29 protein-coding genes are annotated in these 26,632 nt (G+C 31.7%); 3 read left to right on the forward strand and 26 right to left on the reverse strand.

Annotated features, from left to right (window positions below; genetic code table 11):
* Positions 1–35 precede the first annotated feature (35 nt).
* Positions 36–380 carry a hypothetical protein gene (locus tag WHD54_RS06290; RefSeq protein ID WP_088324254.1) on the forward strand — a complete coding sequence of 115 codons (345 nt, stop codon included), beginning with the start codon at positions 36–38 and terminating at the stop codon, positions 378–380.
* On the opposite strand, the gene WHD54_RS06295 is transcribed toward WHD54_RS06290, so the two are convergent.
* Positions 368–1,420 carry an isoaspartyl peptidase/L-asparaginase family protein gene (locus tag WHD54_RS06295; RefSeq protein WP_088324253.1) on the reverse strand — a complete coding sequence of 351 codons (1,053 nt, stop codon included), beginning with the start codon at positions 1,418–1,420 and terminating at the stop codon, positions 368–370. The two genes, WHD54_RS06290 and WHD54_RS06295, sit on opposite strands and share 13 nt — an antisense overlap.
* A gap of 110 nt (positions 1,421–1,530) precedes the next feature.
* Between WHD54_RS06295 and WHD54_RS06300 the strand changes: the two genes are divergently transcribed.
* Positions 1,531–3,072 carry an aldehyde dehydrogenase family protein gene (locus WHD54_RS06300; RefSeq protein ID WP_088324252.1) on the forward strand — a complete coding sequence of 514 codons (1,542 nt, stop codon included), beginning with the start codon at positions 1,531–1,533 and terminating at the stop codon, positions 3,070–3,072.
* 362 nt (positions 3,073–3,434) lie between these two features.
* On the opposite strand, the gene atpG is transcribed toward WHD54_RS06300, so the two are convergent.
* From atpG to trxA, 18 genes are all read right to left on the reverse strand, one after another.
* The gene (atpG, locus tag WHD54_RS06305; RefSeq protein ID WP_088324251.1) at positions 3,435–4,301 is read right to left on the reverse strand and encodes an ATP synthase F1 subunit gamma; all 867 of its coding nucleotides are present in this window, start codon (positions 4,299–4,301) and stop codon (positions 3,435–3,437) included.
* 67 nt (positions 4,302–4,368) lie between these two features.
* Positions 4,369–5,946, reverse strand: a complete 1,578-nt coding sequence (gene atpA, locus WHD54_RS06310) for a F0F1 ATP synthase subunit alpha (RefSeq protein ID WP_088324250.1) — start codon at positions 5,944–5,946, stop codon at positions 4,369–4,371.
* Positions 5,947–6,043: 97 nt separating this feature from the next.
* Positions 6,044–6,601 carry an ATP synthase F1 subunit delta gene (gene atpH, locus WHD54_RS06315; RefSeq protein ID WP_088324249.1) on the reverse strand — a complete coding sequence of 186 codons (558 nt, stop codon included), beginning with the start codon at positions 6,599–6,601 and terminating at the stop codon, positions 6,044–6,046.
* A gap of 6 nt (positions 6,602–6,607) precedes the next feature.
* The gene (locus tag WHD54_RS06320; protein WP_088324248.1) at positions 6,608–7,108 is read right to left on the reverse strand and encodes a F0F1 ATP synthase subunit B; all 501 of its coding nucleotides are present in this window, start codon (positions 7,106–7,108) and stop codon (positions 6,608–6,610) included.
* Positions 7,109–7,192: 84 nt separating this feature from the next.
* The gene (gene atpE, locus WHD54_RS06325) at positions 7,193–7,387 is read right to left on the reverse strand and encodes an ATP synthase F0 subunit C (RefSeq protein WP_088324247.1); all 195 of its coding nucleotides are present in this window, start codon (positions 7,385–7,387) and stop codon (positions 7,193–7,195) included.
* 111 nt (positions 7,388–7,498) lie between these two features.
* On the reverse strand, positions 7,499–8,632 hold the full coding sequence (gene atpB, locus WHD54_RS06330) for a F0F1 ATP synthase subunit A (protein ID WP_088324246.1): 1,134 nt from the start codon (positions 8,630–8,632) through the stop codon (positions 7,499–7,501).
* A gap of 80 nt (positions 8,633–8,712) precedes the next feature.
* Positions 8,713–9,102 carry a DUF6168 family protein gene (locus WHD54_RS11870; protein ID WP_088324245.1) on the reverse strand — a complete coding sequence of 130 codons (390 nt, stop codon included), beginning with the start codon at positions 9,100–9,102 and terminating at the stop codon, positions 8,713–8,715.
* On the reverse strand, positions 9,095–9,313 hold the full coding sequence (locus WHD54_RS06335) for an AtpZ/AtpI family protein (RefSeq protein ID WP_088324244.1): 219 nt from the start codon (positions 9,311–9,313) through the stop codon (positions 9,095–9,097). The genes WHD54_RS11870 and WHD54_RS06335 overlap by 8 nt, the downstream gene beginning before the upstream one ends.
* Entirely contained in the window at positions 9,276–9,698 is a 423-nt protein-coding gene (locus WHD54_RS06340) for a bactofilin family protein (protein ID WP_088324243.1), read from the reverse strand. The genes WHD54_RS06335 and WHD54_RS06340 overlap by 38 nt, the downstream gene beginning before the upstream one ends.
* A gap of 1 nt (position 9,699) precedes the next feature.
* Positions 9,700–11,928, reverse strand: coding sequence for a tetratricopeptide repeat protein (locus tag WHD54_RS06345; protein WP_088324242.1), 2,229 nt, complete (start codon positions 11,926–11,928; stop codon positions 9,700–9,702).
* Between the two features lie 222 nt (positions 11,929–12,150).
* Positions 12,151–12,846 carry an ABC transporter ATP-binding protein gene (locus tag WHD54_RS06350; RefSeq protein WP_088324241.1) on the reverse strand — a complete coding sequence of 232 codons (696 nt, stop codon included), beginning with the start codon at positions 12,844–12,846 and terminating at the stop codon, positions 12,151–12,153.
* Between the two features lie 10 nt (positions 12,847–12,856).
* Positions 12,857–14,323 carry a DUF5687 family protein gene (locus WHD54_RS06355; RefSeq protein WP_088324240.1) on the reverse strand — a complete coding sequence of 489 codons (1,467 nt, stop codon included), beginning with the start codon at positions 14,321–14,323 and terminating at the stop codon, positions 12,857–12,859.
* A gap of 51 nt (positions 14,324–14,374) precedes the next feature.
* Complete coding sequence (locus WHD54_RS06360) at positions 14,375–15,082, reverse strand: hypothetical protein (RefSeq protein ID WP_088324239.1); 708 nt, start codon at positions 15,080–15,082, stop codon at positions 14,375–14,377.
* A gap of 4 nt (positions 15,083–15,086) precedes the next feature.
* The gene (locus tag WHD54_RS06365; protein WP_088324238.1) at positions 15,087–15,761 is read right to left on the reverse strand and encodes a hypothetical protein; all 675 of its coding nucleotides are present in this window, start codon (positions 15,759–15,761) and stop codon (positions 15,087–15,089) included.
* Positions 15,752–16,411, reverse strand: a complete 660-nt coding sequence (locus tag WHD54_RS06370) for a hypothetical protein (protein ID WP_088324237.1) — start codon at positions 16,409–16,411, stop codon at positions 15,752–15,754. Before WHD54_RS06370 ends, WHD54_RS06365 begins: the two co-directional genes overlap by 10 nt.
* Positions 16,411–17,064, reverse strand: a complete 654-nt coding sequence (locus WHD54_RS06375) for a hypothetical protein (RefSeq protein ID WP_088324236.1) — start codon at positions 17,062–17,064, stop codon at positions 16,411–16,413. Before WHD54_RS06375 ends, WHD54_RS06370 begins: the two co-directional genes overlap by 1 nt.
* A 1-nt stretch (position 17,065) precedes the next feature.
* Entirely contained in the window at positions 17,066–17,404 is a 339-nt protein-coding gene (locus WHD54_RS06380) for a PadR family transcriptional regulator (protein WP_088324235.1), read from the reverse strand.
* 193 nt (positions 17,405–17,597) lie between these two features.
* Positions 17,598–17,957, reverse strand: coding sequence for a thioredoxin (gene trxA / locus WHD54_RS06385; RefSeq protein WP_088324234.1), 360 nt, complete (start codon positions 17,955–17,957; stop codon positions 17,598–17,600).
* Positions 17,958–18,133: 176 nt separating this feature from the next.
* Here trxA and WHD54_RS06390 point away from each other — a divergent pair, with 176 nt between their 5' ends.
* On the forward strand, positions 18,134–19,063 hold the full coding sequence (locus WHD54_RS06390; RefSeq protein ID WP_088324233.1) for an ABC transporter ATP-binding protein: 930 nt from the start codon (positions 18,134–18,136) through the stop codon (positions 19,061–19,063).
* A gap of 3 nt (positions 19,064–19,066) precedes the next feature.
* Here WHD54_RS06390 and WHD54_RS06395 read toward each other — a convergent pair whose 3' ends face one another.
* The 7 genes from WHD54_RS06395 to WHD54_RS06425 form a co-directional block, all read right to left on the reverse strand.
* Positions 19,067–19,528: a 3-oxoacyl-ACP synthase gene (locus WHD54_RS06395; RefSeq protein ID WP_198943161.1), complete on the reverse strand. Its 462-nt coding sequence runs from the start codon at positions 19,526–19,528 to the stop codon at positions 19,067–19,069.
* Positions 19,518–20,090, reverse strand: coding sequence for a 4'-phosphopantetheinyl transferase family protein (locus tag WHD54_RS06400; protein WP_088324231.1), 573 nt, complete (start codon positions 20,088–20,090; stop codon positions 19,518–19,520). The genes WHD54_RS06395 and WHD54_RS06400 overlap by 11 nt, the downstream gene beginning before the upstream one ends.
* Positions 20,083–20,334, reverse strand: coding sequence for an acyl carrier protein (locus WHD54_RS06405; RefSeq protein ID WP_088324230.1), 252 nt, complete (start codon positions 20,332–20,334; stop codon positions 20,083–20,085). Before WHD54_RS06405 ends, WHD54_RS06400 begins: the two co-directional genes overlap by 8 nt.
* Before the next feature lie 89 nt (positions 20,335–20,423).
* Entirely contained in the window at positions 20,424–21,695 is a 1,272-nt protein-coding gene (locus WHD54_RS06410; RefSeq protein ID WP_088324229.1) for a beta-ketoacyl-[acyl-carrier-protein] synthase family protein, read from the reverse strand.
* A gap of 45 nt (positions 21,696–21,740) precedes the next feature.
* Positions 21,741–22,184 (reverse strand): 3-hydroxyacyl-ACP dehydratase FabZ family protein, encoded by a 444-nt coding sequence (locus WHD54_RS06415; RefSeq protein ID WP_088324228.1) that lies wholly within the window; start codon positions 22,182–22,184, stop codon positions 21,741–21,743.
* Between the two features lie 129 nt (positions 22,185–22,313).
* Positions 22,314–23,861, reverse strand: coding sequence for a G-D-S-L family lipolytic protein (locus WHD54_RS06420; protein ID WP_088324227.1), 1,548 nt, complete (start codon positions 23,859–23,861; stop codon positions 22,314–22,316).
* 18 nt (positions 23,862–23,879) lie between these two features.
* Entirely contained in the window at positions 23,880–26,531 is a 2,652-nt protein-coding gene (locus WHD54_RS06425) for a TonB-dependent receptor (RefSeq protein WP_088324226.1), read from the reverse strand.
* Positions 26,532–26,632 lie beyond the last annotated feature (101 nt).

The raw sequence follows: 26,632 nt of genomic DNA on the forward strand, positions 1-26,632 counted from the left end.
ATGAGTAATTTTGAAAAAAATTAATTTCTTATTCTATGACTTTTGTAGAAAGTACTTACAGAACCTTTAGTGGTCTTAAAAAAATAGTTGAACCTAAAGTTAAAAAATACTACCAAAAAGTTATTTATAAGGATAAAAAACCAGCCTACTTTATAGATTATTACAACCTAGAAATAGAGTCGAACGCAATGATGAATAGTTTGGTGCTTTGTACTGATCAAAGTTTAGAAGAGGTTTTAAAAATTATCAGTAAAAAGAATAATGTACAACTATCTGTTCCTAAAATTTCTAGAATTGGATTTCAAAAAAGAATTAGTTCAGAAAGTACAGACCTTCGTTTGCCACCAATTCCCACAAAATGGCTTCGTTATTCTTTGTAAATTTTAACCACTAAATTTCCTTTATCATCCATTGAAGCTCGGTACATTCCGGCTGTGTTAAACTCGAAACTCATATGTCCGTTTTTATCTAAAGCCACAACACCTCCTGTGCCTCCTAACTTTGTTAATTTTTCTTGAATTACATTTTGTGTAGCATCTTTTAAGGTTTTTTGTTGATACTCCATTTGTGCAGAAATATCATAAGCCACCTGACTTCTAATAAAATATTCTCCCCAGCCAGTAGATGAAACTCCGCAAGTTTTATTGTTTGCATAAGTTCCTGAACCAATAATGGGAGCATCTCCAATTCTTCCCCATCGTTTATTTGTCATTCCTCCGGTAGAAGTACCCGCAGCAATATTTCCATTTTTATCTAATGCAACGCAACCTACAGTACCAAACTTAGCATTTTTAATATCTGCATCATAAAAAGCTACTTTTTTTGCATCGTGATCTAAGGCTGTTTGTTGCTTATGCTTAATTCTTTGCAAAGTTTTAAATCTATTTTCTGTGAAAAAATAACTTGGATCTACTATTTCTAAGCCCTTTTCTTTTGCAAAAGTAGAAGCACCATCACCAGAAAGCATTACATGATCTGAATCTGTCATAACTTTTATAGCTAATTCAATAGGACTTTTTACATCTTTTACTCCTGCTACAGCACCAGCATTTAACGTTTTCCCATCCATAAATGATGCATCTAGCTCATTGGTCTCGTCGTGTGTAAAAACGGCTCCTTTACCTGCATTAAATAATGGAGACTCTTCCATTACCTGAATTGTTTTCATAACAGCTGCAGTGCTAGTTCCTCCATTTTTTAAAATTTCATATCCTGTTTTTATTGCTTCGGTTAATTTTTCTTTATAGGCAGCCTCTTTTTCTGCCGACATATTTTTCTTCAAAATAGTTCCTGCTCCTCCATGAATAATAATAGCAAACTCATTTATTGATTTTGTAATTGCCTTATTTTGCTTGTCTGCTTGAGAGGTACAAGCAACCGAAACCCACAAAATTGAAATAATTATAAGTAGTTTTTTCATGATATTTGTTTAAAATAAAACAATATTGATTGTTTTTGTTAAATTTTTTATTAGTGAAATTATTCGTAATTTAGAGCCACTAAGTTAAACAACTAAAACAGCATTACAAAATGACAAATTTTGGAATAACAGAAACCTTAGCCGAACTAGGTTTAAAGGAAATAAATAATGGAACCTCTACAGGTTCTAATCACTTTTCTAACGGAGAAATTATAGAAAGTTACTCTCCTGTAGATGGTAAACTAATTGGCAAAGTAAAAACGACCACTAAACAAGACTATGAAAAAGTAATTAATGCTGCCACAAAAGCATTTTTATATTTTAGAGAAATGCCAGCTCCTCAAAGAGGTGAAATTGTAAGGCAGTTTGGCAATAAACTTAGACAAAAAAAAGAAGCTTTAGGAAAATTAGTTTCCTATGAAATGGGAAAATCTTACCAAGAAGGATTGGGAGAGGTACAAGAAATGATAGACATTTGCGATTTTGCTGTAGGGTTATCAAGACAATTAAATGGTCAAACAATTCCTTCAGAAAGACCTGGCCATGTTATGAGAGAGCAATGGCATCCTGTAGGAATTGTAGGCATTATTTCTGCCTTTAATTTTCCGGTTGCTGTTTGGGCATGGAACACTGCTTTAGCATGGATTTGTGGTGATGTTTGTATTTGGAAAGGCTCTGAAAAAGCACCTTTGTGCACAGTTGCTTGTCAGCAAATTATTGCACAAGTTTTAAAAGAAAATAACTTACCTGAAGGAATTTCTTGTATTATTAACGGAGATTACAAAGTAGGTGAAATGATGACAGAAGATATCAGAATTCCTCTTATTTCTGCCACCGGATCTACCAAAATGGGAAGAATTGTAGGCGCAAAAGTTGCACAACGTTTTGGTAAATCTTTATTAGAGTTAGGAGGTAATAACGCCATTATTATTACACCAACAGCCGATTTAAAAGTAGTTGTTCCGGGAGCAGTATTTGGCGCCGTAGGAACTTGCGGACAACGCTGTACCTCAACCAGAAGGTTAATTATTCATGAATCTGTATATGATAAAGTAAAAGATGCAATTGTGGGTGCTTACCAACAAATTAAAATAGGAAACCCTTTAGATGAAAACAATCACGTTGGTCCGTTAATAGACAAAGATGCCGTAAACACCTATTTAAACGCCATAGAAAAGGCAAAAAAAGAAGGTGGAAATGTATTGGTTGAAGGTGGCGTTTTAAAAGGAAAAGGATACGAGTCTGGTTGTTATGTAAAACCAGCAATTATTGAAGCCGAAAATCATTTTGAAATTGTACAACACGAAACTTTTGCACCTATTTTATACTTGATGAAATATACGGGAAGTATAGAAAATGCAATTGAAAAGCAAAATGGTGTTGCGCAAGGTTTGTCATCTGCAATAATGACGAATGAAATGAAAGAAGCTGAAAAATTCTTGTCATATGCTGGTTCAGATTGTGGTATTGCCAATGTAAATATTGGAACTTCTGGTGCAGAAATTGGTGGCGCTTTTGGTGGTGAAAAAGAAACTGGTGGCGGACGAGAATCTGGCTCTGATGCTTGGAAAGTGTATATGAGAAGGCAAACAAACACCATAAATTATTCAGATGAATTGCCTTTGGCACAAGGTATTAAATTTAACTTGTAAGAAGTTTTTAGTTATACTTGTAATTATACATCACTTATTTAAAATATAATTTTATCAACCCAACTTTAAAAAGTTGGGTTGTTTGCTTTTAAACTCAATTTAAAAACTCTCTTTTCTTTTAAATGCACTAAAAAGTGAACCTATGTTAGTATAATATCCTCATACAAAAAAGTGGCACGAAATTCTTCAAAAAAATAAAACCCAACTTAAAAAAGTTGGGTTTATTATAAATATTAACTTCGCTTACGCTGCGTTTAATTGTTCAATGCCTCAGCTGTTTTGATCATTTAACTTCGCTTACGCTGCGTTTAATTGTTCAATGCCTCAGCTGTTTTGATCATTTAACTTCGCTTACGCTGCGTTTAATTGTTCAATGCCTCCGCACCACCAACAATTTCTAAAATTTCGTTTGTAATTGCAGCCTGACGTGCTTTGTTATACGTTAATAACAACTCATCTCTTAATTCTGTTGCGTTATCTGTGGCTTTATGCATTGCAGTCATACGAGCACCATGTTCAGAAGCAAAACTATCTCTTAACGCTTTATAAAGTTGCATTTTTAAAGACTTAGGAATTAAATCTAAAATAATTTCTTCTTTAGATGGCTCAAAAATGTAATCTGAATTTACGGTACTTACTTCAGAAGTTTCGATTGGCTTTATTGGCAAATACTGTTCTACTTGCGGAATTTGAGTGGCAGCATTTTTAAATTGATTGTAGATAATTTCAATTTTATCATACGTTCCCTCTTCATACTTTCTCATTAAATCTTCTGCAATTACAGCTACATTATCAAAAGTTAAATCATCATAAATGTCGTTATTTTTTGAAACAACATTATACTCTTTTGATAGAAGATCTCCACCTTTTTTTCCAATAGATAAAATATCTACAGATGTATTGGCATATTTTTGACCTATTACTTTAATGGTTTCTTTTGTAATTGAAGAGTTAAAACCCCCACATAATCCTCTATTTGAAGTTACTACAACTAACAATACTTTAGATACATCTCTTTGGGTAGAAAAAGTCCCGCCCACATCACTATCTAAGGTAGCGCTTAAATTTTGTAATAATTCTGTAAGCTTAGACGAATACGGTCTCATAGCCGTAATTGCATCTTGCGCTTTTTTCAACTTTGCAGCAGACACCATTTTCATGGCAGATGTAATCTGCATTGTCGATTTTATAGAGGTTATTCTATTACGTATTTCCTTTAAATTTGCCATATTTTAGTTATTAGTTGTTTGTCATTAGTTAAGAGAAACACAATTACTTCTCTAAAAACACTAACTACTAATTAAAATGCTTTGAAATTTCTGCAGCTGCTTCTTCTAGTACTGTAATCGCTTCTGGAGTTAACTTACCAGACTTAAGTACATCTAAAGTATCTCTGTGCTTTGCATTTAAATAATCTATATAATCTTTTTCAAACTTTTTTACCATTTCTACTGGCACATCTTTTAACAAGTTTTTAGAACCTGCATAGATAATAGCAATTTGGTCTTCTACAGAAAAAGGATCGTTTTGTGCTTGTTTTAAAATTTCAACATTTCGCTGTCCTTTAGAAATTACACTCATTGTAGCAGCATCTAAATCTGAACCAAATTTAGCAAATGCTTCTAATTCTCTAAACTGAGCTTGATCTAACTTCAAAGTTCCAGATACTTTTTTCATGGCTTTAATCTGAGCATTTCCTCCAACACGAGATACCGAAATACCTACGTTAATTGCCGGACGAACACCAGAGTTAAATAAATCTCCATCTAAGAAAATCTGACCATCGGTAATAGAAATTACGTTGGTAGGAATATATGCAGATACATCTCCTGCTTGTGTTTCTATAATTGGTAATGCTGTTAAAGAACCTCCACCTTTTACAATTCCTTTTAAGGAAGCTGGTAAGTCGTTCATTTCGCTAGCAATTTTATCGTCATTAATAACTTTTGCTGCTCTTTCTAACAATCTAGAGTGTAAGTAAAATACATCTCCTGGGTATGCTTCACGTCCTGGTGGTCTTCTTAACAATAAAGAAATTTCACGGTAAGCAACTGCTTGTTTCGATAAATCGTCATAAATAATTAAAGCTGGCCTTCCAGAATCTCTAAAATACTCTCCAATAGCGGCTCCTGCAAAAGGTGCATAAACTTGCATTGCTGCAGGGTCAGATGCATTTGCAGCAACAATTGTTGTATATGCCAAAGCACCTTTTTCTTCTAAAGTATTTGCAATAGCAGCAACTGTAGAGGCTTTCTGACCAATAGCAACATATATACAATATACTGGCGCACCAGCATCGTAAAATTCTTTTTGATTTAAAATAGTATCTATAGCTACAGTAGATTTACCCGTTTGACGGTCTCCAATAATCAACTCACGCTGACCTCTACCAACTGGTATCATTGCGTCGATAGACTTAATACCTGTTTGTAATGGCTCTGTTACTGGCTCTCTATAAATAACTCCTGGTGCTCTTCTTTCTAAAGGCATTTCATAGGTTTCTCCAGAAATTGGTCCTTTACCATCAATAGGATTTCCTAAAGTATCTACCACTCTCCCAACAATTCCTTCACCAGCCTTTAAAGAAGCAATACGTTCTGTACGTTTTACAGTAGATCCTTCTTTAATAGAAGTAGAAGCTCCTAATAATACAACCCCTGCGTTATCTTCTTCTAAGTTCAAAACAATACCTTCCAATCCGTTTTCGAATTCTACTAGTTCACCGTATTGAACATTAGATAAACCGTACACACGTGCTATACCGTCACCTACTTGTAAAACAGTTCCTACTTCATTTAAAGTAGCTTTTGCTTCAAAATTTGTTAATTGTTCCTTTAAAATTGCTGATACTTCAGCTGGTTTAATACTTGCCATCTTATTTTAGTTTTTAGCGTAAGCTTTTGGCTTTTAACTATTTACTTTTATTTTAATTTTGCTTTTACTACTAAATGCTATCGTTGTAAAAAGCTGACTATATTTTTGGAATGTAATGACTATTGTCAAATTCCTTTTTCAATTCGTTTAAATAATTAGAAATACTAGCATCGTACTGTAAATCTCCAACACGTAAAATAAATCCGCCTAAAATAGTGGCATCAATCTCATTTACAAGTTTTGCCTTATCTCCGGTTAAAGCTTCAATTTTTGCTAGAACATCTTTTTCTACAGCTGGTGTTAAAGGGACAGCTGTTGTAACTTTTGCTTCTTTTATATGCTTATCGAAATCATAAATAATTGCAAACTGCTTTGCAATAGATGGTAACATTGCTATTCTTTTATTGTCTTTTAATAAATGAAATAAACCTAATGTTACATTACTTACTTTACCTTCAAATAAAGCATATAAGACCTTTATTTTTTCTGATGATTTAACAATTGGACTTTTTAACATCACCTCAAAAACATCATTTTCTGAAATAATTGTAGAAATAAATAACATATCATTATTTACATCAGTCTCTACCTTAGTATCTTTTGCAAGGTTTAAAATTGCTTTTGCGTAACGTAATGCTGCTCTTGCGTCTTTCATTGATACCTAGTTTAAAGTAACATCTTTTAAAATACCTTCTACTAATTGTAGCTGATCTTCTTTGTTAGATAACTCTTTTTTAATTACAGTTTCTGCAATTCCAATAGACAATTCTGCAACACTTTTCTTAATTTCTGCTAATGCAGCTTGCTTTTCTTGCTCTATAGAAGCGTGTGCTTTTTCTATTAAAGCGGCCGTTACTTCTTTTGCTTCTTCTTTTGCTTCTGCAATCATTGCTTCTCTAATGTCTCTCGCCTCTTTCATCATTGCATCTCTCTCGGCTCTTGCTTCTTTAAGCATTTGCTGATTGTCTGACTGAAGATTTTGCATTTCTTTACGTGCATTTTCTGCAGATTTTAATGCCTCTTCTATACCAGATTCTCTTTCTTCTAAAGAATTTAAAATTGGTTTCCAAGCAAATTTACCTAATACTACTATTAATACTATTAAGATAAATACTAGCATAAAAAACAACCCAGGTGAAAAATCGTTTAATAAAGTGTTCATTTTGTTACTTAATTATTTTGTTGTTGTTTAATTTAAAAACACTTTCTGTAACCAACCGTTACAGAAAAGTGTTTTTTCTTTGTTTTAAGCAGGGTTTCCTAAGATTAAAGCACCAAATGCTAAACCTTCTAATAAAGCTCCGATGATAATCATTGCTGTTTGAATTTTTCCAGCTGCTTCTGGCTGACGAGCAATACCTTCCATTGCTTTACCACCAATTTGACCTAGTCCGATTCCTCCACCGATTACGATTAATCCTGCTCCAATTAAATTGTACATACTATTGATTTTTATATATTAATTAAACAAACTCTATTTTTTATTTTATACTCTTACGAGTTTTTCAGGCTGCTCCCGAAACAAAAAAAAGCAATACTTTTAAAAGCTTTTCTAATGGTGTTCATGTTCTTCTACAGCCATACCTATAAATAGTGATGACAACATTGTAAAAATAAACGCTTGTAAAAAAGCTACTAATAACTCAATTACAAATATAAACAACGATAACACTAAAGACATTCCTGTAGATGCTACCGGACCAAAAGCTTCTTTCATAGTTACCATTAATGCAATTAAACTCATTAACACAAAGTGCCCTGCTGTAATGTTTGCAAACAAACGCACCAATAAAGAAAATGGCTTAATAATTACAAAACCAACCAATTCTATAACTGCTAAAATTGGCCTTAGTAAATAAGGTACTCCAGGCATCCAGAGTGTGTGCGCCCAAAAATCTTTACTTGCGCTAAATATGTAAATAATAGCGGTAAAAATTGCCAAACAAGCAGTAACTGCTATTTGCCCTGTTACGTTAAACCCTAAAGGCGTTAAACCTAATAAATTTAAAACCCAAATAAAGAAAAACACAGTTAATAAAAAGCCCATGAACTTTTTATATTTTTTCTCTCCAATGTTTGGTCTTGCAATTTCGTCTCTTACATATAATACCAAAGGCTCTAAAACTCTTCCAAAACCTTTAGGAATATCTCTAACCTTGTACTGTTTTGCCAAACGAGTAAAACCAAAAAGAAGTAACAAACCTGCTAATAAAATACCAACTACACTTTTTGTTATCGAAAAGTCGATTACTTTTGATGCATTAGCAGCATGATGATCTTCATCGAAAGAAACCGCTGTTTCGTTAGCATTTAATTCGTAAATTTTTGAGTGAATTTTAGCAAATTTTAAACCTTCTTTTTCTACCACCACATGACCATCATCGTTATGATGAAATTCAGAAGACATAAAGGTAACTAATCCTTTAGAAGACCAGATAATTACAGGCAATGGAAAGCCAAAGTGTTTTCTTTCTCCAGCGTTTGAGGTATATGAAAATAGTGCAAAATCATGAGAATCTTTCAAGTGATGCTTTATGTAAGCCTTTACTTCTTCCTTTGTATTTACCTGACCGCCTTCTTCTTGGGAAGAGCTTTTCTTATCGGATTCTAATGCAAAAGTTGTACTTGTAATAAGTGCTATTACTGCTATTGTAAGAAACTTGATTGTTTTTTGTGCAATCTTCATTATAATAATACGCTTTCTAAATTCGGCGCAAAGGTAAGGAATAATTCAAAACTACAAATGTTTTTTTTAAAATTAAAATTTTAGGAATTCCTCTTTAAAATGAAAATTACAAACAGCAACTCTACAAACAGAAAAATAATAGTGGTAGCTACTATAGAAAGTTTAAAGTTAGGGGCTAAATTAGTAGCTTTTACAAATGGTTGATAAAACACTGCAGTAAACACAATAATTTTTAACATGAGAGCTCCAAGATAAATAAAACCAAGCTGACCTACTAACTTTTGAACACTCTTTAAAAACAATAAATTAATACAGATTAATATTGAAAAGCCTGAGTGAAAAAGATATATTTTCTGAAGAATTTCTGCTGTATTTTTTGACACATTAGAAAACAGCATTTTGTGCGCTTCTAGGCCCAAAAAATAAAGCAAAATAAATGCTATAAGTAGTCGAACAAGTATTTTAATCATTAATTTTATTTGCTTGTTTTATAAGCGCATAGGTTGCTATAAATACCGCCAACAAGGTTACCAAACCTTTTAAAAAGGTTGTTTCAAGTAAGTTATCTAACCATTTACCAAGTAAAAAGCCTAAATAAATGGTTATACCCATTTGTAAACCTGCACCAGAAAGTGCAATGGCTTTATGATGCGTTTTTTTCGGCTTGTTGTTTTTTGTCATTATTCTGACTTAATTCTTTTAAGGCTCCTTTCATTGCACAAGTTGCATTAAAAGTAGCTCCTGGCTCTATAGATAGTTTCCCAATAGTTACATCTCCAGAAATATTAGCAGTAGCTTTAATGGTTAAAGTTTTAGATACCAATAATTGTCCGGAAAATTTTCCTTCTATATCTGCATTACCGGCTTCTACAGTGCCTTTTATAGCGCCATCTGTACCAATTATTACTCTACCAACGGTCTTTAAAGTTCCTTCTAAAATTCCGTCTATACGAAAATCTCCTTCAGAAGTAATATCTCCTATAAATGAAGAATTTTTTGCAATTACATTTCGTTCCATAGTTTTTTGATGCTGTTTTTCGCTGTTTTTGTCTTTATTATTAAACATGTTAATTATCTAATTTTTTTAAAATTATTAGGGCTTGCTTTCCTTGTGCTGTGGTAGGGTAATTAACCGCTACAAACTCCAAGGATTTTTTGTAGTTTTCTTTGGTGTCACTTTTTCCTATAGCATAGGCTTTTATCAATTGTAACTTAGGAACCAATTTCGAGTTTTTTACAAATGGTAAAATGTTAATTACCCTGTCTATTACTTCGCTATAATTCTCTTTTTTGTACAAATAATAAATGTCTTTATATAATTTTTCTGTGGCCGTTTCTTCTTTAGCATCAGTAATTTTTTTCTCAGGATTTTTTATAATCTGAGCAAAAACTGTTGTTGGATACTCTGTAAGAATTACATTTTTATAAATTGCCGCTTTCTCCTTATTGTTTAGTTCTTTATAAATTTCATATAAATGCCAATTTGCAGGCAGTATTAATTCTTTTGAACTAGCAAACTTTAAAACACTCTCCAACCTATCTATGGCTAACTTTTTATTGTTAAACTGGGTTTTATAAATCAATCCTAATTCGAACAAGCCCTTGTTTCTGTCTTGTATTAATGTGTCTATTTTTTTTGCTGATGTTGGTATGGATGCCAAATAACTCTCTAAATTATAACGTTCGTTTTTCTGTGCGACGATAGCCGAATCTTTTGTGGTTTTAGATAATTTTGCTTGAAAAGACCAACGCCAATCATCTGCCAATTGTCTTTTTCCCCATATTTTTTGAAATTCTGTTTTCCCAAAACCTAAAGATTTGATATTGTAAAAATACCATTTTCCTTTATTTATTGATTGTAAAGAATTGGTGTTTCCTGCAAACGCAATTTGGTTTAACCTTAATTGAGCTGCTTCGGCATCCTTTTTCTTTAAAGTTGCTATAAAATCTTCAAAATACTCTTTTTGTGCTTCTTTTGGCATTGCAGCAATTTTTAAAATACTGTCATTTTTAGCCACCAATTTTTCATATTTTATAAGTGATGCCAAGTTTTTATGCTTTCTTTTTACTTTTCTAACACGCAAGTTTAAACTATCGGTAGAAGTTTTTACAACACTATCATAATAACTACTTGCTAACATATAATCTGAATTTTTAAAGTAGATATTTCCTAGTTTTTCAAAAGTAAGAACTTGCTGCTTTTCTTCGGTATTTTTTGCTCTTAAAGATTTATTGTAAGTAGCAATTGCGAGAGAAATTGAGTCTTGTTTCTCATATAAATTTGCTAGTTGATAATACAATTTATTCAAATAAGGCCTATTTTCTCTTTTCTTAATTAACTTTTGAAGAGATGCTACATATGTTTCCGATATAGAATCATTATTTGCAATAGTACTTGCCAAAGCAATATTTGCATGAATTTTGTATTTGTATGGCGCCTTTTTAAATGATATTAGTTTTTGAAAAACCAAAGCTGCTGAATCTTTTTTATTTTCTTTGGCATACATTTGCCCCAAAATAAACATGTTTCTTGCTGTTTGCTCTTTATTTTTTTGTGTTCTAATAGCTAATTGTAAATGCTTTTTTACTTTTTGTAGGCTATCTGCTTTCTGATAAGCCATCGCCAAAGCGGTGTGCCCTTGTTCTTTAATTTTGTCTGGTAAATTAGACTCTAAACTATCTCTTACCTCTAGTAAAAGTTTTAATGTTTCTATAGCAAATTGCTCGTTATCCATTCTAATATTTGCCTTTGCTCTCCAGATTTTTGTTTCTGCAATTAAACTAGCATTCGGGTAGTTTGCAATTACATAATTAAATGCCTCTACTGCAGGCACAAATCTTTGGGTGTAATAACGGGCTTTACCGAGTAATAAATAAGCATCATCTATTTGACGGTTTCTTTCTAAACCATCAATATTCATGGCATGTTTTTGAATAGCTTTTACTGCTTTTTCTTCTGCTCTGTCAAAAGGAGTCGCTGGTTTTTGAGCATCTGTTGCTGTTTGTGAATTACCAAAACCTGCACCAGGTCCGCTATTTTTAAAGCTGGGCGCAACAATTTTTCGGTCATCAAAAGTAATGGGTTCTATGGGTAATTGCTCAAACCAATCATCTTTAAAACCGTCTGCTATGCCTTGTAAACCTTCTTCGAAAGCCTCTTCTCCATTAAATAATATGTTATATTTAGTTGTTAAAACATGATAATTTCTATTGATAACAGTATCTTTTTTTGTACTACATGCGTACAAAGCAACTGAAACAATAGTAACTAATAATATTTTTAAAGTATATTTCATAAATTTAATAACCTCTTTACTAAAACTAAATTCTTATGAAAATAGTATATAGTAAGGGCGTAAAAATACTAATAAAATAAGAATAGGCTAATGGTACGTATTTTTTATTAAATAGCAACGAAATAATACACACAAAAACAATACTGTAAAAGTGTGCACAAAAATAATTTTACAACAAATTACTATTATTAAAGTTAGTTTCTGTGAAGTAGTAACCGCTTTTTAAACAGAAAAATAGGCCTCTAACTCTTTTAAAGTTTCTGCAGAAGTTGCTATGTCTTTTACTAAATTTCCTTTATCTAATACCACAATTCGCTCACAAACTTCGGTAACATGGGTTAAATCATGACTAGAAATAAGCACTGTTACTTCTTTGTTATCGGTTAGTGTTTTAATAATATTTTTTAATCTTATTTGGGTAGTCGGATCTAAATTTGCAAAAGGCTCGTCTAAAATTACTACTTGCGGATTTCCCATCATTGCTGCTACAATGCCAACTTTTTTCTGATTTCCTTTACTTAAATCTCTTAAATATTTTTTCTTCCCAAGAATTTCATCATTAAAAAAATCTGAAAAATCTGCTAGAAAAGTAGTAATATCGGCATTGTTCATTCCTCGTAAATCGCCAATAAACTCAAAATACTCTTCTGGTGTTAAATAACCAATTAAAAAAGATTCATCTATAAAAGAGCCTGTAAAAGATTTCCAAGTTTCGTTTTCGCTTACTAAAATATCATTGTTTGTAATGCTACCCGTTGTTGGTCTAATTAAGTCTAATAATATATTAAAATAAGTTGTTTTTCCTGCACCGTTGTTTCCTACTAACCCGAAACTTTGTCCTTTAGGAATTTCTAAAGAGGCAATATTTAAAACAGTGGTTTGTCTGTATTTTTTTGAAAGTTCTGTAGTCTTTATCATAATGTAATCGTTAGTTATTTTGATTAAAAGCGTGTATCATTTTGTATTTAGTAGCGATGTACCTTTTGGTAATTAATTTCATAAAAACCTTATGAAAAGCTAGTCCAATAAAGCCTAAAGCTGCAATGGTGAGTGTAGCAATTTCGAAACTTACCCACCAATTTATAAGTGCAAAAAGTGCCATTGGAAAAGCCATAAGCGGTATTCCTATAAGCCACTGAACGGCTCCAGTGCCTTGATAATTAAAAGCTGCTTTTTGATCTAAATCTATTTTTTTTCTATTAAAAGACCCTCCTAAAAGCAACACGTAAGTATTTACACCTATGTTATAAATCATTGCTGCAAAATGCACTACTAAAATTTTCCATCCGAAGTATACATAAGGAATGCCAAGTAAAAACAGTACAATAACACTTATTGTCATTAATGTAAATTTAGATTTTAAATAGCGTTCGTACTTAAAATTCTGACTCATCAGCATGTTAAAATATCCACTATCCCAAGCAGGAATAAATTGTCCGAAGTTGATTAAAAAAGCACCCGTAGAAAAAACGCCAATAAAAATAAAAAAGGACTCTTTGTCGGCATAAATAGGGTTTGGATAAAATATTAACCCATATAAAAGTGCCATTATTAGCATCCAAACCGAAGATTTTGTTCTCTTGTTTCGCCACATTAAACGCAAATCGTTTTTTATAAATGGCGCTACATCACCTAGTTTGTCTGTCCAAGATAAATCGGATGCGTTTACTTGTTTTACTTTTTTAGAAACAACTTCATCTAAATAAAATAAACCTAAAAGTTGTTTAAAATTTAAACGATATAAAAACATCAACACAAGAATAGCTATCGTGGCATAAATGGGGTTTTCGTATATATAGTAAAACCATTTACCTACATAGGCAGGCAAATTAAATATTTGGTAATATTGTACTAAAAACCCACCAATTAAAAGGACTAATAAGAAGCCAAAAGCACTATTATTTTTATTGATAAGAAAGTTTAAATAATTTACAATTTGTATGAGTAAAATCATAAAAAATAACCACCCCAAAACTCCTTCTACATCATATCCTTCCTTTATGAGAACTATGGCAAAAGGAATATAAAAAAAGAGCGACATTATATTGAAAAAAGAGGCTGCAGATTTTATTAAAATATAATGAACTATCGTACTTTTTTTAATGTTTAAAGTAAGCAGTGGCTGCACATTCATTAAAGGTAGTTTTTGCATTAAAAACCTAAAAATTAAATCGCCGATTACCGCATATAATAAAAATGAGTTTACCACTACAAAAGGGTCTTGTGTTGGGTACATTTCTTTTAAGCCAAAGTATGCACCAATTCCCATTAATAAAAACATAACAACAAAATACAGTGCAAAAAAGCCAATTAGTATTTTTAAACCTATGCTTTTACCAAAAGAGGCTGCTCTGTAAAACTGTTTCCATTCTAATTTTAAAAAATGTGAAATCATAATGTTAGTATATAATTTAGTTATTTATAAGTAGTAAATATATTGTTTTTGTTACAACCCTTTTACCAATTTGTATTCTGGATACGTTTCTAACAACAATGCTTCTGCCTTTTTTGGAATTACATAGGCAGAAACATAAAAGAAAATAAGTAATAAAGTAGTACAAAATGACGTAAGTAGCAACCAGTTATTGTCTAAACTACTAAAATTAAATTTCATCATGTTTACAATATTAAATATGTTTACAAAAGCAAGGCTAGAAAACGTTTGCCTTGTGGTGCCAATCATAGCCTCTAATAAAAATACTTTTTCGTTTTCTATTTTTTTATTTTTTTGATGTTTTCTTTCGCTGTGTTGCTTTATTAAATCTGTAATACAAATAATTAAAAGTGAACCTAACACTATATATTCGGAATATGGAATTTTTAAAACCAAATAAAGACCAACAAAAATTGCTATTGTTAGAAGTAGCTTAGGCATGGTAAACCATACCTTAAAAAAACGCCATAAAATTTTACGATATCTTTTGTTCATCTGCTTTTGTTTGGCGTCTACTACATCCATAAAACCAAAAACACCAAATTTTTTAAAAGATGTATCTCTTGCTTCTTCAAAAGATAAATTGGGTTGTGTTGCCCAAATTTGCTCAATATCATTTGCCAAATGATCTACCAATTCTGTTTGAATATCGTAATGATATACATAATGTTGCCTGGTAAACTTATAGAGACTTTGTATTTCTGTTGCTGATAATTTCATGTGTTTAAACTACTATATTAGGGTATTGTTTCTGAACCTCTTTCTTGTTTTTTTGATACACAATAGCACAAGACCAATAACATAAAATTAACAATACCAAAATAACTAAGTGTATATTGTTGTGTGTAGCATTTGCATAACTTTCTTGGTTTCTAAAAGTGGTAGATTGTGCAAAAAATGAAGCTGATAAATTAACAAACTGAAAAAGAGAATTGTTCATGTTTATTTTTAAAAAAAGTGTATTAGTTTGTCTGTTTATGAGTAAACGGATTAACAGTGCAATTACAAATATTACATAGAGGTAAATAATAAGTCCGAAAAAATCTTCTGAACTACTAAACCAATTCATAATTAAATACAAAACATAAAATAATGCACCAGAGATTATAATTTTAGGTAATTTAAAAAATTGCCAAAAATGTTTTAAAGACATTTTAAAAAATTGCTTTTGTACATTGTTTGTCTTTTCTTTTAAAAGTTTACTAAAACCATTTTTTGAAAAGTTTTTATGAATATGCCGAATCTCACTTTTAAAATCTAATGTTGGATTCTCGTCTAGTTTGTTTTCTAAAATATTGGCAAAATGATCTACAATTTCTGCTCTAACATCGTAATACTTTATGCCAGAAACATAAATATAGTTATCTATTTGCAATAGCTGTTCTTTGGTTAATTGCATTTCCCTAAAAGTTTATAGTTTCTAATTACTCTTTGATGTTTTTTGTAGAAAATATAATAATTACATACAGAAAATAAATAAGCAGAAAACATACTAATATGTATTGCATTTATTTCTTTAGGGTTGCTAAGAAATACCATAGCTACTAATAAACCAAGAAATACATTTAAACTTTGTGTTTTTAAAACAAAACTAAATGTTGTTTTATGTGTGTTTGTCTTTGTAAAAAAAAGATAAAAGAAAGTAAAAAGTGCACTAATTATAACAGCTTTAAAAACTACTACAGGAAAAAATTCTATCGTGCTTTTAACTGAATAATTAAAAGAAGATAACGTAATTAATGGAAAAAAGTACGAAAATAGTAACGTGAAAAAATATTTCTTATAAATTTTTTTGGCTTTGTTAATTATAATTCTGGGTGCAGAAAAGTGTAGGCCGAAGTACAAACTAGAAGATTCATCTAATTGATGATTCCATAACTTTTTAACTTGACAAAAAGCAACTGAAAAGTCTATATTTTTATTTTCAATCTTTTCTTCAATATCTGAAATAATATGATCTAATATTTCAGACCTGATATCTAAATAATTAAAGTTTTTAACCTCTAAATATTTTTCTACTAAATAAGTTTGCCTAGCTGTTAATTGCATTATTTGTATAGTTTTTTTAGTGAATTTAACTTAATAATTGTTTTTTTATACAATCTATAACCAGAGTAAAAGGCAACATAATGAATCATCAAAAGAAAAAACCAACCTACCTTCTGAATGGTTTCTGGTAAATGACTAAAAAAAGTTGGAAAGACATTTAATATCAAAAAACTCAATACCAAATATATAGTACTGTAATCTAAATTTACAGACCGACCATACTTTTTGTTTGATGATTTAATAAACTCAATTAACACAAGTGTTAAAGGAGTGACAAATAGAGTAAAGCACACTACTTCAAATTGCTGAAAAGTAATATTTTCAGATAAAATATAAAGTAACATAGTTGCACTTAAAAAAAGAATAACATTTTTAACACACTTAAAAAAATTCAAAAACCCTTTGTGATACTCTCTTCTAAACCAAGTATTTACATTTTTCCACCCTAAGGCATTTAAGTAGGCTAAATTTCCTAACCAACCTATCTCTACCAAAGAATTCTTAAAAGCACTTTTGAAATTAATAGATTTAGAATCATGCTCAATAATAGACACAATATGGTCTATCATCTCAATTCTTAGATCCCAATATTTTATTCCTTTCTTTTTAAGGTACTCATCTATAAATACTATTTCTTTTTCACTAATATCCATCTTATTCTAAACTAAATTTCGGATTTACCAAGTGTTGCATCGTTCTTAAAAACTCTTGCATTTCGGCTAATTTATGTACCGTTTCTTTTGTGCCACTATCTGTTAACTTATAATACTTTCTTAATCTATTACCTACTTTTGCAACCTCTACCTCTAACAAACCATCGGCCTCTAATTTATGTAATGCTGGGTACAAAGCGCCCTCGGTAATTTTTAATTCTCCTTTAGTTATTTCTTTTACATGTTGTGTAATTTCATAACCATACATTTTACTATTGCTAGCCAATAATTTTAATATAATAGTTTGTAAAGAACCTTTGTATAATTTTTGATTTCCCATAGTATGGTTTGTACTTTTTAATGGCTACTATTTTTAAGTTAAAATGTAGTTTTTTACTTCTAGATTAATAATGATAAAACAAATATACATAATTTTCTTATGTATAAAACTCTTAGGTATGTTGTTTTTTTGAAAAAAAAATCCTGAAAAAATTTTTTTCAGGATTAAATAATGTTTAAAAAATGGGTAAAAACTATTTTTCTACCTTTAATACTTCTGCAATAATTTTTTCTAATTCTGCTTTCGGTAGCGCTCCATTTGCCATTTGCGGTTCTCCGTTCATAGGGCAAAATAACATAGAAGGAATGCTTCTTATTGCAAATGCAGCTGCCAACTCTTGTTCTGCCTCTGTATCTACTTTATAAATATCTATTTTACCTTCATACTCTTTAGACAACACTTCTAATACTGGGGCCAAGGCTTTGCATGGGCCACACCAATCTGCATAAAAGTCAATTAAAACTGGTCGTTTTCCTTCAAACTTCCATGTTTTATTTTGTTCGTAGTTAAATACTTTCTCTAAAAATGTTGCTTTTGTTAAGTTTTCTGTCATTTTACTTTCTTTTCTTCGGCATTTCCGAAATTCGTATAAATTGTACTTTTACAAAAATAGTCGTTTTTAATAGACTTCAATTACAAACTAATAAGTATAATTAAATTAACGCCTTTTAAGCAGGTTAATAGCATACAAAAAAGCTATGATTCCTATAAAATTATTATTTTTACAATATGCTAAAGGTTACCAATGTTAGTTTTTCTTATTCAAAGAACAAACCTGTTTTAAAAGACTTTAATTTCTCTCTAAAAAAAGGGGAACATTTGTGTGTTATGGGAGAAAGTGGTTGTGGAAAATCTACACTTTTAAAAGTAATTTATGGTTTGTTAGATTTAGAAAAAGGAAGCATTTTTTGGAACGAAAATCGCGTTTTAGGGCCCGAACATTACCTAGTTCCCGGAATGGATTTCTTTAAATATGTAGCACAAGATTTTGACTTGATGCCTTATATCTCTGTAACGGAAAATATAAAAAAATTCCTATCGAGGTTTTACCCAGAAGAAAGTGAAAAACGAACTCAAGAGCTTTTAGAAGTAATAGAAATGAAGGCTTATGAAAACACTAAAGTTAAAAATTTAAGTGGAGGCCAAAAACAACGGGTTGCCATTGCAAGAGCTTTGGCCAAAGAACCAGAACTATTGCTGCTAGATGAACCTTTTGGTCAAATAGATAATTTTAAAAAAAATACCTTAAGAAGAAATTTATTTTCTTACCTAAAAGAAAAAAATATTACTTGTATTGTAGCTACGCACGATAAAAATGACGCTCTTTCTTTTGCAGATAAATTGTTAATTATTAGAAATAATAGCATGCTAGAACATGCTAGTCCGAAAGAGATTTACCAACACCCAAAAAATAGGTATATAGCCTCTTTATTTGATGATGTAAATGCTATTTTTTGGAATAACAAAAAGGTTTTGTTATACCCAAATCAACTAAAAATAATTGAAAAATCTAAGCATAAAGCAATTGTTAAAAACGCCTACTATAAAGGTGCTTATTGGCTTTTAGAAGTAGATTATAATCAACAAAAAATATTTGTAAATCACCCAAAAAACATTTCAGTTAACGAGCAAATTTACCTTCAACTTACAGAGGTTTAATGCTTAATAAATACCTTTAATTTTTATCTGCTTTCCGTTTATATTTATAACCTCATTTTGTTGCTTTCCTAACAATAATTTACCTAATGGTGATGCCGCAGAAATTGCATAAAATTCTTGATTATCTACTACTAATTTACCTGCAGAAATTAAAAGAAAATAAGTATGTAAATCTGTATAAATAATACTTCCTAAATGCACATTTTTAGCATTTTTATTATGGTTTCCTGCAGCAGAAAACCGTTCTAGAACAAGCTTCATTTTTTGAACATTAGCAAGCTGTAACCCTGCCTTTTCCATTTCTAACTGCAACATAGCCCTTCCTGTTTCATGCTTATCTCCGGCAGAGCTTTTTGTTTCTGATAATAATGCCTTTCTGTTAGAAGTAATAATAGCGTTTATTGTTTGTAATTGGGTATTTACAAAAGTGGCACAAAGAGCAAAAAGTTGTTCTTTAACTTGCATAATTTCCTTTTAAAATAGCATAAGCAGCAAAATTACCGTGGTGTGATTTAGAAATAGAAATTGTGTTTTCTGTTGAAGCTAGATAAAGTTTTGGTACCCCTAATGTAGATTTTTTAATAAATGATTTGTTAGAAAAGTTGGCTGAAATTTTAGCATTTAAAAACTCAGAAGAGTTTGTGCCTTTTTCCAAGCTACAAATGGCAAATTTTACATTGTCTAGAATATTATTTGATGCTATTGTATGAATATATGCTGATGTTATTTTCGAAGAGGTAAAATAAGTGTAAGTGTCTATAGAAACCACCCCTGTTCTTTTGGTTAGCATTTTGCTAACAAATTTTTTAGGAGCAAAAAACCTTTTTTCCACTTTTTGAGTATAGCATTTATAGGCTGCTTCTTTCATGCTCCAATACAATAATACTTGTAAAAAAGGTCTTTCATGCATCAAAATACTATGAATTTCTTTGGGTGTAAATTGTTTTTCTAAAAAGCCTTTTCGCATCCAGTTTGTTTGCGACTTTGCTAACTTTATATCAACAATATCATTGCCTACATTACTCATGTAACTTTTGCTTAATTACCGCTATTGTTTCTTTTACAGATAGCATTTTTTCCATAGAATCGTTATCTATTTGTATATTAAAAGCATCTTCTACATCTAAAATAATATCAACTAAATTGGCAGAATTTATTTCTAAATCATTTATAAAATCGGTGTTTTCGTTTATGTTTTTTAAAGCTTCTTCATTCTGAACATATGGTGTTACTATAGCCGTTAGCTTTGTGGTAATTTCTTTATTTGTCATTTTTAAAATTTTCTATTGTTCCTGCAAAAAAGGAAAAAATATTATCTACTAATTTAATAATTAAAAATAACCTTTTTAAAATAAAGAAGCTATGAATACTTTTTAAAAATAACACAGGCATTTACATCTCCAAAACCAAAGCTTGCTTTTGCAACAATCTGTAACTCTTTTTTTAACATCGCTGTCGGTATTTTGCTAGGAGAAATAAGCTTGGTGATTTCAGGATGAATGTCGTCGCAATTTATATTAGGAAACACAAATTGTTCTTTAATTTGCAAAACTGAAGCCACAGACTCTATAGCGCCAGAGGCCGCTAAACAATGACCAATCATTGATTTTAATGAGTTAATTAACGGAAAATTATCTTCATTTCTTTGCAAAGCTTTTGTCCAATTTTCTATTTCCAAAGCATCTTTAGTTGTAGCAGTTAAATGCCCATTTATAAGATCTATATCATTGGCAGCTATTTTAGCATCTGCAATTGCATTTGTAATACATTTTTGAACCGCTAAAGCATTTGGTGCCGTTAATGTACCTCCATTTCTTTGCCCACCAGAATTTATATTTCCACCTAAAACCTCTGCATAAATAGGTGCGTTTCTCTCTAAAGCACTCTCTAAAGACTCTAAAACTAGCGCACCGGCACCGCTTCCTGGTACAAAGCCAGCCGCTGTTTTACTCATTGGTCTTGAACCTTTTTCTGGATTTTCGTTATATTTATAACTCATTACTCTCATAGCATCGAAACCTCCCCAAGTGTACAAACTACTATCACTAGAACTACCCACTAACATTCTTTTTGCTTTGCCTGCTTGTATTCTTTCAAAACCTAATAGTAGTGCTTCTGTACCAGTAGTACATGCCGACGAGTTGGTGGTTACAATGTTTCCAAGACCTAGAATTCCACCTAAATAAGCAGATACTCCGCTTGCCATTGTTTGTACGACAGACGTGCTACCTAAACGTCTTACATTTAGGTCGTCAATCTTGTAAATAGCCTCTCTAAACTTTTCTATCCCAGAGGTTCCTGTTCCAAAGATTAGGCCCGTATCATAATCTAAATCTGATTTTTCATCAACTATAAAACCGGCATCTTTCCATGCATCTATACCTGCCATACACCCATACAAAATAGAGGTGCTATGAAAACCTCGTAATTGTAAAGGAGTTAAATATGCTGCTTTTTGGGTTTCGGAAACACTCGGAATTCCACCAATACAACAAGAAAAACCTTTGTCTTTTAAATGCTGATGAAATGCAATGCCCGAAACACCTTTTTTTAAAGAATCTGTAAAGTTTTTTAAACCCACTCCGTTCGGTGCCACCACACCTAACCCAGTAATTACTACTCTATTTTTCATCATGCAACATCGTTTTTAAAATTTATACAGATTTTTTAAATCCATTTATTCTACTATAACCATTCCAGCTATTTCACCTTTACAAACTAGTTTACCTTTTTCATTTTTCATTTTTACATGGCATTTTAATTTATTGAATCTAAAATATTCTTTTTCTGAAACTACCGTTATTTTTTCATTCGGATAAACTGGTAAAAAAAAATCTATTTTACTTGATGTAAGGGCTATTTTTGGCAATTTTTTTTCCGATAGGATTGCTTCTTTTAGAAGAAAAATACCCAAACAAACAAGCCCTATCTGCGCCATTGTTTCGGTTAAAATTACGCCAGGTGTAACAGGATTATTTTTAAAATGACCTTTGTAAAAATAACTGTTCTCGTGAAATGTATAATTGCCAGTAACTCCATTTTCTGAAACTTCTGTAAGCTCATCTACAAATAAAAAAGGCTTTTGATAAGGTAATTTGGCAAAAATCTGCTTGGTAGTCATTTATTCTCTATTATAATCAATTTCGTTAAAGTTATAAAAATAAACAATTAAAATTAGGACTATATAAAAAATAGCTGAGCAGTTATTAACTACTCAGCTATTTTATAACTATTTAAAAATAAAAAGTTTTTATCTTAAGGCAGCAGAATATATTGCTGGATAATCATCTGCCTTTGCCAAACCATTGGTAGCTGTGGTAAAATTAGAACCAAATTTAATATCTATCGCTTCTAAAATTTTGTTAGCCATTAAAGCATAACCTCTACCTGTTAAGTGAATTCCGTCTAAACTAACCAAACCACCGGTTACTAAACCAGTTGTCATATTATAGTTATCGAATTTAATTCCGTTTGTTGCTTCTCTTAAAATAGCATTTAAATCTACCAAAGCAACATTATCATTGGCGCCTGCAACAGATACTATTGTTTCATTATAAGCAGTAGTTGCTTTTTGAATACTTGCTAGTTCTGTAGCAGTAATCACCCACTTGTCTTCTAGTGGTAATGCAACACCATTAACACTCAAAGGATTGTTAGGATTTGCTAAAGTTCCTATAAAAGAAGAGCTTGGCAACACTAATAAATCATCTGCAGTGGCTTGTCTGTACTGTGGTAGCATTGCAAAAGCAGGATTAATAGCTCCTAAATTTGTTAAATCTTCATCTACAATAACCACCGCATTTTGTCCTGCAGCGAAAGATATTGTTCGTTTTGCAACCTCTGCATCTGCTTGTTCTTTAGTAAAAACACCTGCTTGTACCAATGCTCCGAATGCTTGTTGAATTCCTCCATTATACTGTGCATAGGCTCCATTTACAGCTGCAGCTGTTGCTGCATCTAAAGGCACAGGATTGTATGGCACTGTGGTAAAATAAGGCAATAAAGTAATGTCTGGTACTGTGGCAATAACTCCTTTTGCACCTCCGGCAGTCATGGCATCTACCATGCCAGTAAATACTTGGTTAAATACTAACGGATTTGTAATATCGTTTGGCCCGTAAGTTGCAGGATTTAAATTCCCTGTAGGGTTGGCTGCTGTTGGAGATTGATCTACACCAACTCCTCCTGAAGTTGCATAACCTAAAACATCATTTCCACCAACTTCCGAAAGGGTAAAAAATGTTGGTTGTTGCGTCATTGCGTCTGCTATAACACTTGTAGATGCGCTAGATGCCATTCTTCCGAAATAAGGATTTAAAGTACCATAACCAGCAAAAGTTAAGTGAAAACTTTTTGCTCCAGGAACTCCAAAATTATTAAAAGAAGTACCTGCTGCTCTTTGACCAATAACAGTTGTTGGTGTTGCGTTTAATCTTGCAGGTCCTGCACCATTAAAAAACAATCTTGGTTCTTGTGCTACGTTTCCTGCTAACACTAAACCACCAATATTATCATTCATTAAAGGTTGATTAAAATCGCCACCACCTGCCATTGCAAACTTCTTAGCAAGTGTATTTGGAAAAGAGTTTTCTTGTGCTTTAATAAAAAGTGCACCATCTGTAAAACCTGCGGTAAATGAAGCACCTACAGCCACATATTTAGAAAAGTCTAATCCGTTTGCATTTAATGCTACTACCGGAGGTGTTTCTTCTAAAATTGGGTCTAGTTCATTGTTTACATCACAAGAAGCAACACCAATTGATAAAAGAAATAATCCTATATATTTATAATTTTTCATAAAGTTGTCTGTTTATTTTTAGTTATTAATTGTCCAAGAAAGGTAATATTGAGAACCTATTGCACCAACACCAGGAGCACTTAAATACTCTTGTCCTGTTAAGTTAGAACCTCCTAACTTAAATACCGATTTCATAGAAGGAACTGCGTAATTTATTTGTGCATCTAACACAATTCTTTCTTCTATAGTACCATCTATAAAAGTAGATTCCCATCGGTACTCATCTTGCCATCTTGCATTAAAGTTAAAGCCGAAGTTTTTAAATAAATTAGTTTTACCAAACTGAAACTTTAGTTTATGTTCTGGTGTGTTAAAACCTGCCTCAAAATCTGGGTTTGCAGCTTGGTCGAAATCAAATTTTGCGTAGGTATAATTTAATCCAACATCAAAACCATTAAATATTTTTGTATTTAAACCAATTGTTGCACCATAAGAACTTATATCTGCAGTTGAGTTTGTATATAATTGAAATATTTTTGCTCCACCAGTAGTATTGTAAGGCACAATTACGTTGGTATTGGCAATAAAATCTTCGTATTGATTATAGTAAACACTTAAATCTATAACCAATCTTTTGGTGTTTACTGTGTTTACCAAACCTCTATACCCAACTTCGAAAGCGGTTACTTTTTCTGGTTTTACAAAATCTACATTTGCTTTTTGAGTACCTCCACTAGCAACCGTAAATGCATTGTTGTATGCATCTCTACCAGTAATTGTGTATGTTTGACCGTCTGTATTATCTGTAAATGTTGTACTATATCTATCTAAATTGTCTTCTACACCACCTAATAAAATAGCGTTTCCTACATCTAATCCAATATATTGATCTTGTGTTGTTGGGTTTCTAAAACCTGTTTGAAAAGAAGCTCTAAAGTTCTGATTCTTATTTTCTCCACCTGCATAAGCAAAAGAGATTCTTGGCGAAAAGTTTCCTTTAAAGTTTTGTGCTTTGTCATAACGAATAGAAGCAGTAACTTTTAAACGATCTTCTTCTAAGAAATTCTTTTGTGCTTGCGTATAAATTCCATATTCATCGTAGTTAATTGGCCCGTCTGCATCAGTAAAAATGTTACCGAAAGAGTTTAGCGAATAACGTCTGTAAGAACCACCAACCTGAATTTCTGCAAATTCTATTTGGTCCTGAAAATTGTAGTTTGCATCTGCATGGTACAATTTAGTTTCATCTCTAAACTTTGCCCCAGTAATTAAGTCTGGGTCTGAAGTTATTTTGTTAAATGCTTGTTCAAAAGCTGCTGTACCAGGTATTAATCGGTTTCTGTCTGCAAAAGCTCTTGCTGCTGTATGAGAACCAGAAGATAAATATGCACCTGCATATTCGGTAAACCAGTTTTGGTCTGAGCTCCATGCTCTGTTAATGTTTAATGCAGCAAACAAAGTGTTGTAAGAGTCACCAGCATTTTCGCTAGTTGTATATCCTCTTACAAAGAAGTTTTTACCTTTTACTTCTAATTTGTGTTGTTGCATTAAAAAGTTTTGAATGCTATACTTTTGTCCTCCTAAATACTGTGTATCTCCAGTACCAATTTTAGAGTTCCAGATAACTTCTAAACGATCGTCTCCGAAAGGACGATAGTTAAGAGAACCACCAAATTTAACACTGCTTACGCCATAATCCATTAAATCTCTTTCGTTGTAACCGGTTCTACTTATTCTACCAATTGTACCTCCTAAGTCTGTTGCGGCAACATCACCATAAACATTCACACCATTGTAATCATTATCTGTTTCTCTGGTTCCTGCTATGTATTCATCTCCGTTGGTATTTCTGTAATCTGTTGCAAACCAATCCGTACCTTCTAAGACAGATAAAGTTGCTTTTGCTGCAAATTTGTCTGAAAAAGCATATGCCATTCTAATATTAAAATCGGTAAACTCGTTGTTTCCACCAGCTTCCTGACTTGTAATTCCTCCTTTTAAAGAAACACTTATTCCTTGATCGTTAAAAGGATTTTTACTCGTCATAAACATAATACCATTAAATGCGTTTGCACCATATAATGCCGAAGAAGCACCTGGTAATAATTCTACTGTATTTACATCTAATTCAGACATTCCTAATAAGTTTCCTAAAGCAAAGTTTAATGCTGGAGAAGAGTTGTCCATACCATCTACTAACTGCATAAAACGCGTGTTAGAAAAGGTGGCAAAACCTCTAGTGTTTACAGACTTAAATGTTAAACTGTTTGTGTTTACATCAACTCCTTTTAAATTTTCTAAGCCATCATAAAAAGACGGAGCAGAGGTGTTTTTAATTGCTCTAGAATCCATTCTTTCTATGGTAACTGGAGACTCCATAATTCGTTCTGGAGTTCTAGAAGCAGAAACTACAATTTCATCTAAAGAAGTTTCGTTTTCTGTTAATGAAACTACTAACTTTTGGTTGTTTTTTGTAATCGCTACTTTTTCCATTTTATATCCTAAAACAGATATTTCTATGTTAAAAGGTGGGGTATCTGAAACTTTCAGAACAAAATTTCCATCAAAATCTGTTGTTGTTCCTACTGCTTTGTTTTCAATTTTAATGTTGGCTCCCGGAAGCGTTTCGCCTGTTTTTGCATCTTTAACTGTACCAGTAACAGTGGTTTGCGCAACCATTGTAAAACTACTGAACGCAATAAATGCAAGTAATAAAATCTTTTTTATCATAATTTGAATTAATTTGTTAACTATATGCAAAATACAATTTTTTTTCAAATGTCAATTATTTCATGTTTTATTTTGAACTTTAAGTAAAATAAGCTGTGCTA

It is taken from the genome of Polaribacter tangerinus (genome assembly GCF_038024095.1).
Lineage (GTDB): Bacteria > Bacteroidota > Bacteroidia > Flavobacteriales > Flavobacteriaceae > Polaribacter > Polaribacter tangerinus.

Coding starts and splice junctions, on each gene's coding strand:
- WHD54_RS06405 (WP_088324230.1), bottom strand. CDS start 20,334: ATGACAAATAAAGAAATTACCACAAAGCTAACGGCTATAGTAACACCA.
- WHD54_RS06350 (WP_088324241.1), bottom strand. CDS start 12,846: ATGATAAAGACTACAGAACTTTCAAAAAAATACAGACAAACCACTGTT.
- WHD54_RS06365 (WP_088324238.1), bottom strand. CDS start 15,761: ATGCAATTAACCAAAGAACAGCTATTGCAAATAGATAACTATATTTAT.
- atpH (WP_088324249.1), bottom strand. CDS start 6,601: ATGAAAGACGCAAGAGCAGCATTACGTTACGCAAAAGCAATTTTAAAC.
- WHD54_RS06380 (WP_088324235.1), bottom strand. CDS start 17,404: ATGGGAAATCAAAAATTATACAAAGGTTCTTTACAAACTATTATATTA.
- WHD54_RS06320 (WP_088324248.1), bottom strand. CDS start 7,108: ATGAACACTTTATTAAACGATTTTTCACCTGGGTTGTTTTTTATGCTA.
- atpG (WP_088324251.1), bottom strand. CDS start 4,301: ATGGCAAATTTAAAGGAAATACGTAATAGAATAACCTCTATAAAATCG.
- WHD54_RS06420 (WP_088324227.1), bottom strand. CDS start 23,861: ATGAAAAATTATAAATATATAGGATTATTTCTTTTATCAATTGGTGTT.
- WHD54_RS06290 (WP_088324254.1), top strand. CDS start 36: ATGACTTTTGTAGAAAGTACTTACAGAACCTTTAGTGGTCTTAAAAAA.
- WHD54_RS06355 (WP_088324240.1), bottom strand. CDS start 14,323: ATGATTTCACATTTTTTAAAATTAGAATGGAAACAGTTTTACAGAGCA.
- WHD54_RS06395 (WP_198943161.1), bottom strand. CDS start 19,528: ATGCAAGTTAAAGAACAACTTTTTGCTCTTTGTGCCACTTTTGTAAAT.
- atpE (WP_088324247.1), bottom strand. CDS start 7,387: ATGTACAATTTAATTGGAGCAGGATTAATCGTAATCGGTGGAGGAATC.
- atpA (WP_088324250.1), bottom strand. CDS start 5,946: ATGGCAAGTATTAAACCAGCTGAAGTATCAGCAATTTTAAAGGAACAA.
- WHD54_RS06400 (WP_088324231.1), bottom strand. CDS start 20,090: ATGAGTAATGTAGGCAATGATATTGTTGATATAAAGTTAGCAAAGTCG.
- WHD54_RS06295 (WP_088324253.1), bottom strand. CDS start 1,420: ATGAAAAAACTACTTATAATTATTTCAATTTTGTGGGTTTCGGTTGCT.
- WHD54_RS06375 (WP_088324236.1), bottom strand. CDS start 17,064: ATGGATATTAGTGAAAAAGAAATAGTATTTATAGATGAGTACCTTAAA.
- WHD54_RS11870 (WP_088324245.1), bottom strand. CDS start 9,102: ATGATTAAAATACTTGTTCGACTACTTATAGCATTTATTTTGCTTTAT.
- WHD54_RS06410 (WP_088324229.1), bottom strand. CDS start 21,695: ATGAAAAATAGAGTAGTAATTACTGGGTTAGGTGTGGTGGCACCGAAC.
- WHD54_RS06415 (WP_088324228.1), bottom strand. CDS start 22,184: ATGACTACCAAGCAGATTTTTGCCAAATTACCTTATCAAAAGCCTTTT.
- atpB (WP_088324246.1), bottom strand. CDS start 8,632: ATGAAGATTGCACAAAAAACAATCAAGTTTCTTACAATAGCAGTAATA.
- WHD54_RS06390 (WP_088324233.1), top strand. CDS start 18,134: ATGCTAAAGGTTACCAATGTTAGTTTTTCTTATTCAAAGAACAAACCT.
- WHD54_RS06370 (WP_088324237.1), bottom strand. CDS start 16,411: ATGCAATTAACAGCTAGGCAAACTTATTTAGTAGAAAAATATTTAGAG.
- WHD54_RS06300 (WP_088324252.1), top strand. CDS start 1,531: ATGACAAATTTTGGAATAACAGAAACCTTAGCCGAACTAGGTTTAAAG.
- trxA (WP_088324234.1), bottom strand. CDS start 17,957: ATGACAGAAAACTTAACAAAAGCAACATTTTTAGAGAAAGTATTTAAC.
- WHD54_RS06360 (WP_088324239.1), bottom strand. CDS start 15,082: ATGAAATTATCAGCAACAGAAATACAAAGTCTCTATAAGTTTACCAGG.
- WHD54_RS06335 (WP_088324244.1), bottom strand. CDS start 9,313: ATGACAAAAAACAACAAGCCGAAAAAAACGCATCATAAAGCCATTGCA.
- WHD54_RS06340 (WP_088324243.1), bottom strand. CDS start 9,698: ATGTTTAATAATAAAGACAAAAACAGCGAAAAACAGCATCAAAAAACT.
- WHD54_RS06345 (WP_088324242.1), bottom strand. CDS start 11,928: ATGAAATATACTTTAAAAATATTATTAGTTACTATTGTTTCAGTTGCT.
- WHD54_RS06425 (WP_088324226.1), bottom strand. CDS start 26,531: ATGATAAAAAAGATTTTATTACTTGCATTTATTGCGTTCAGTAGTTTT.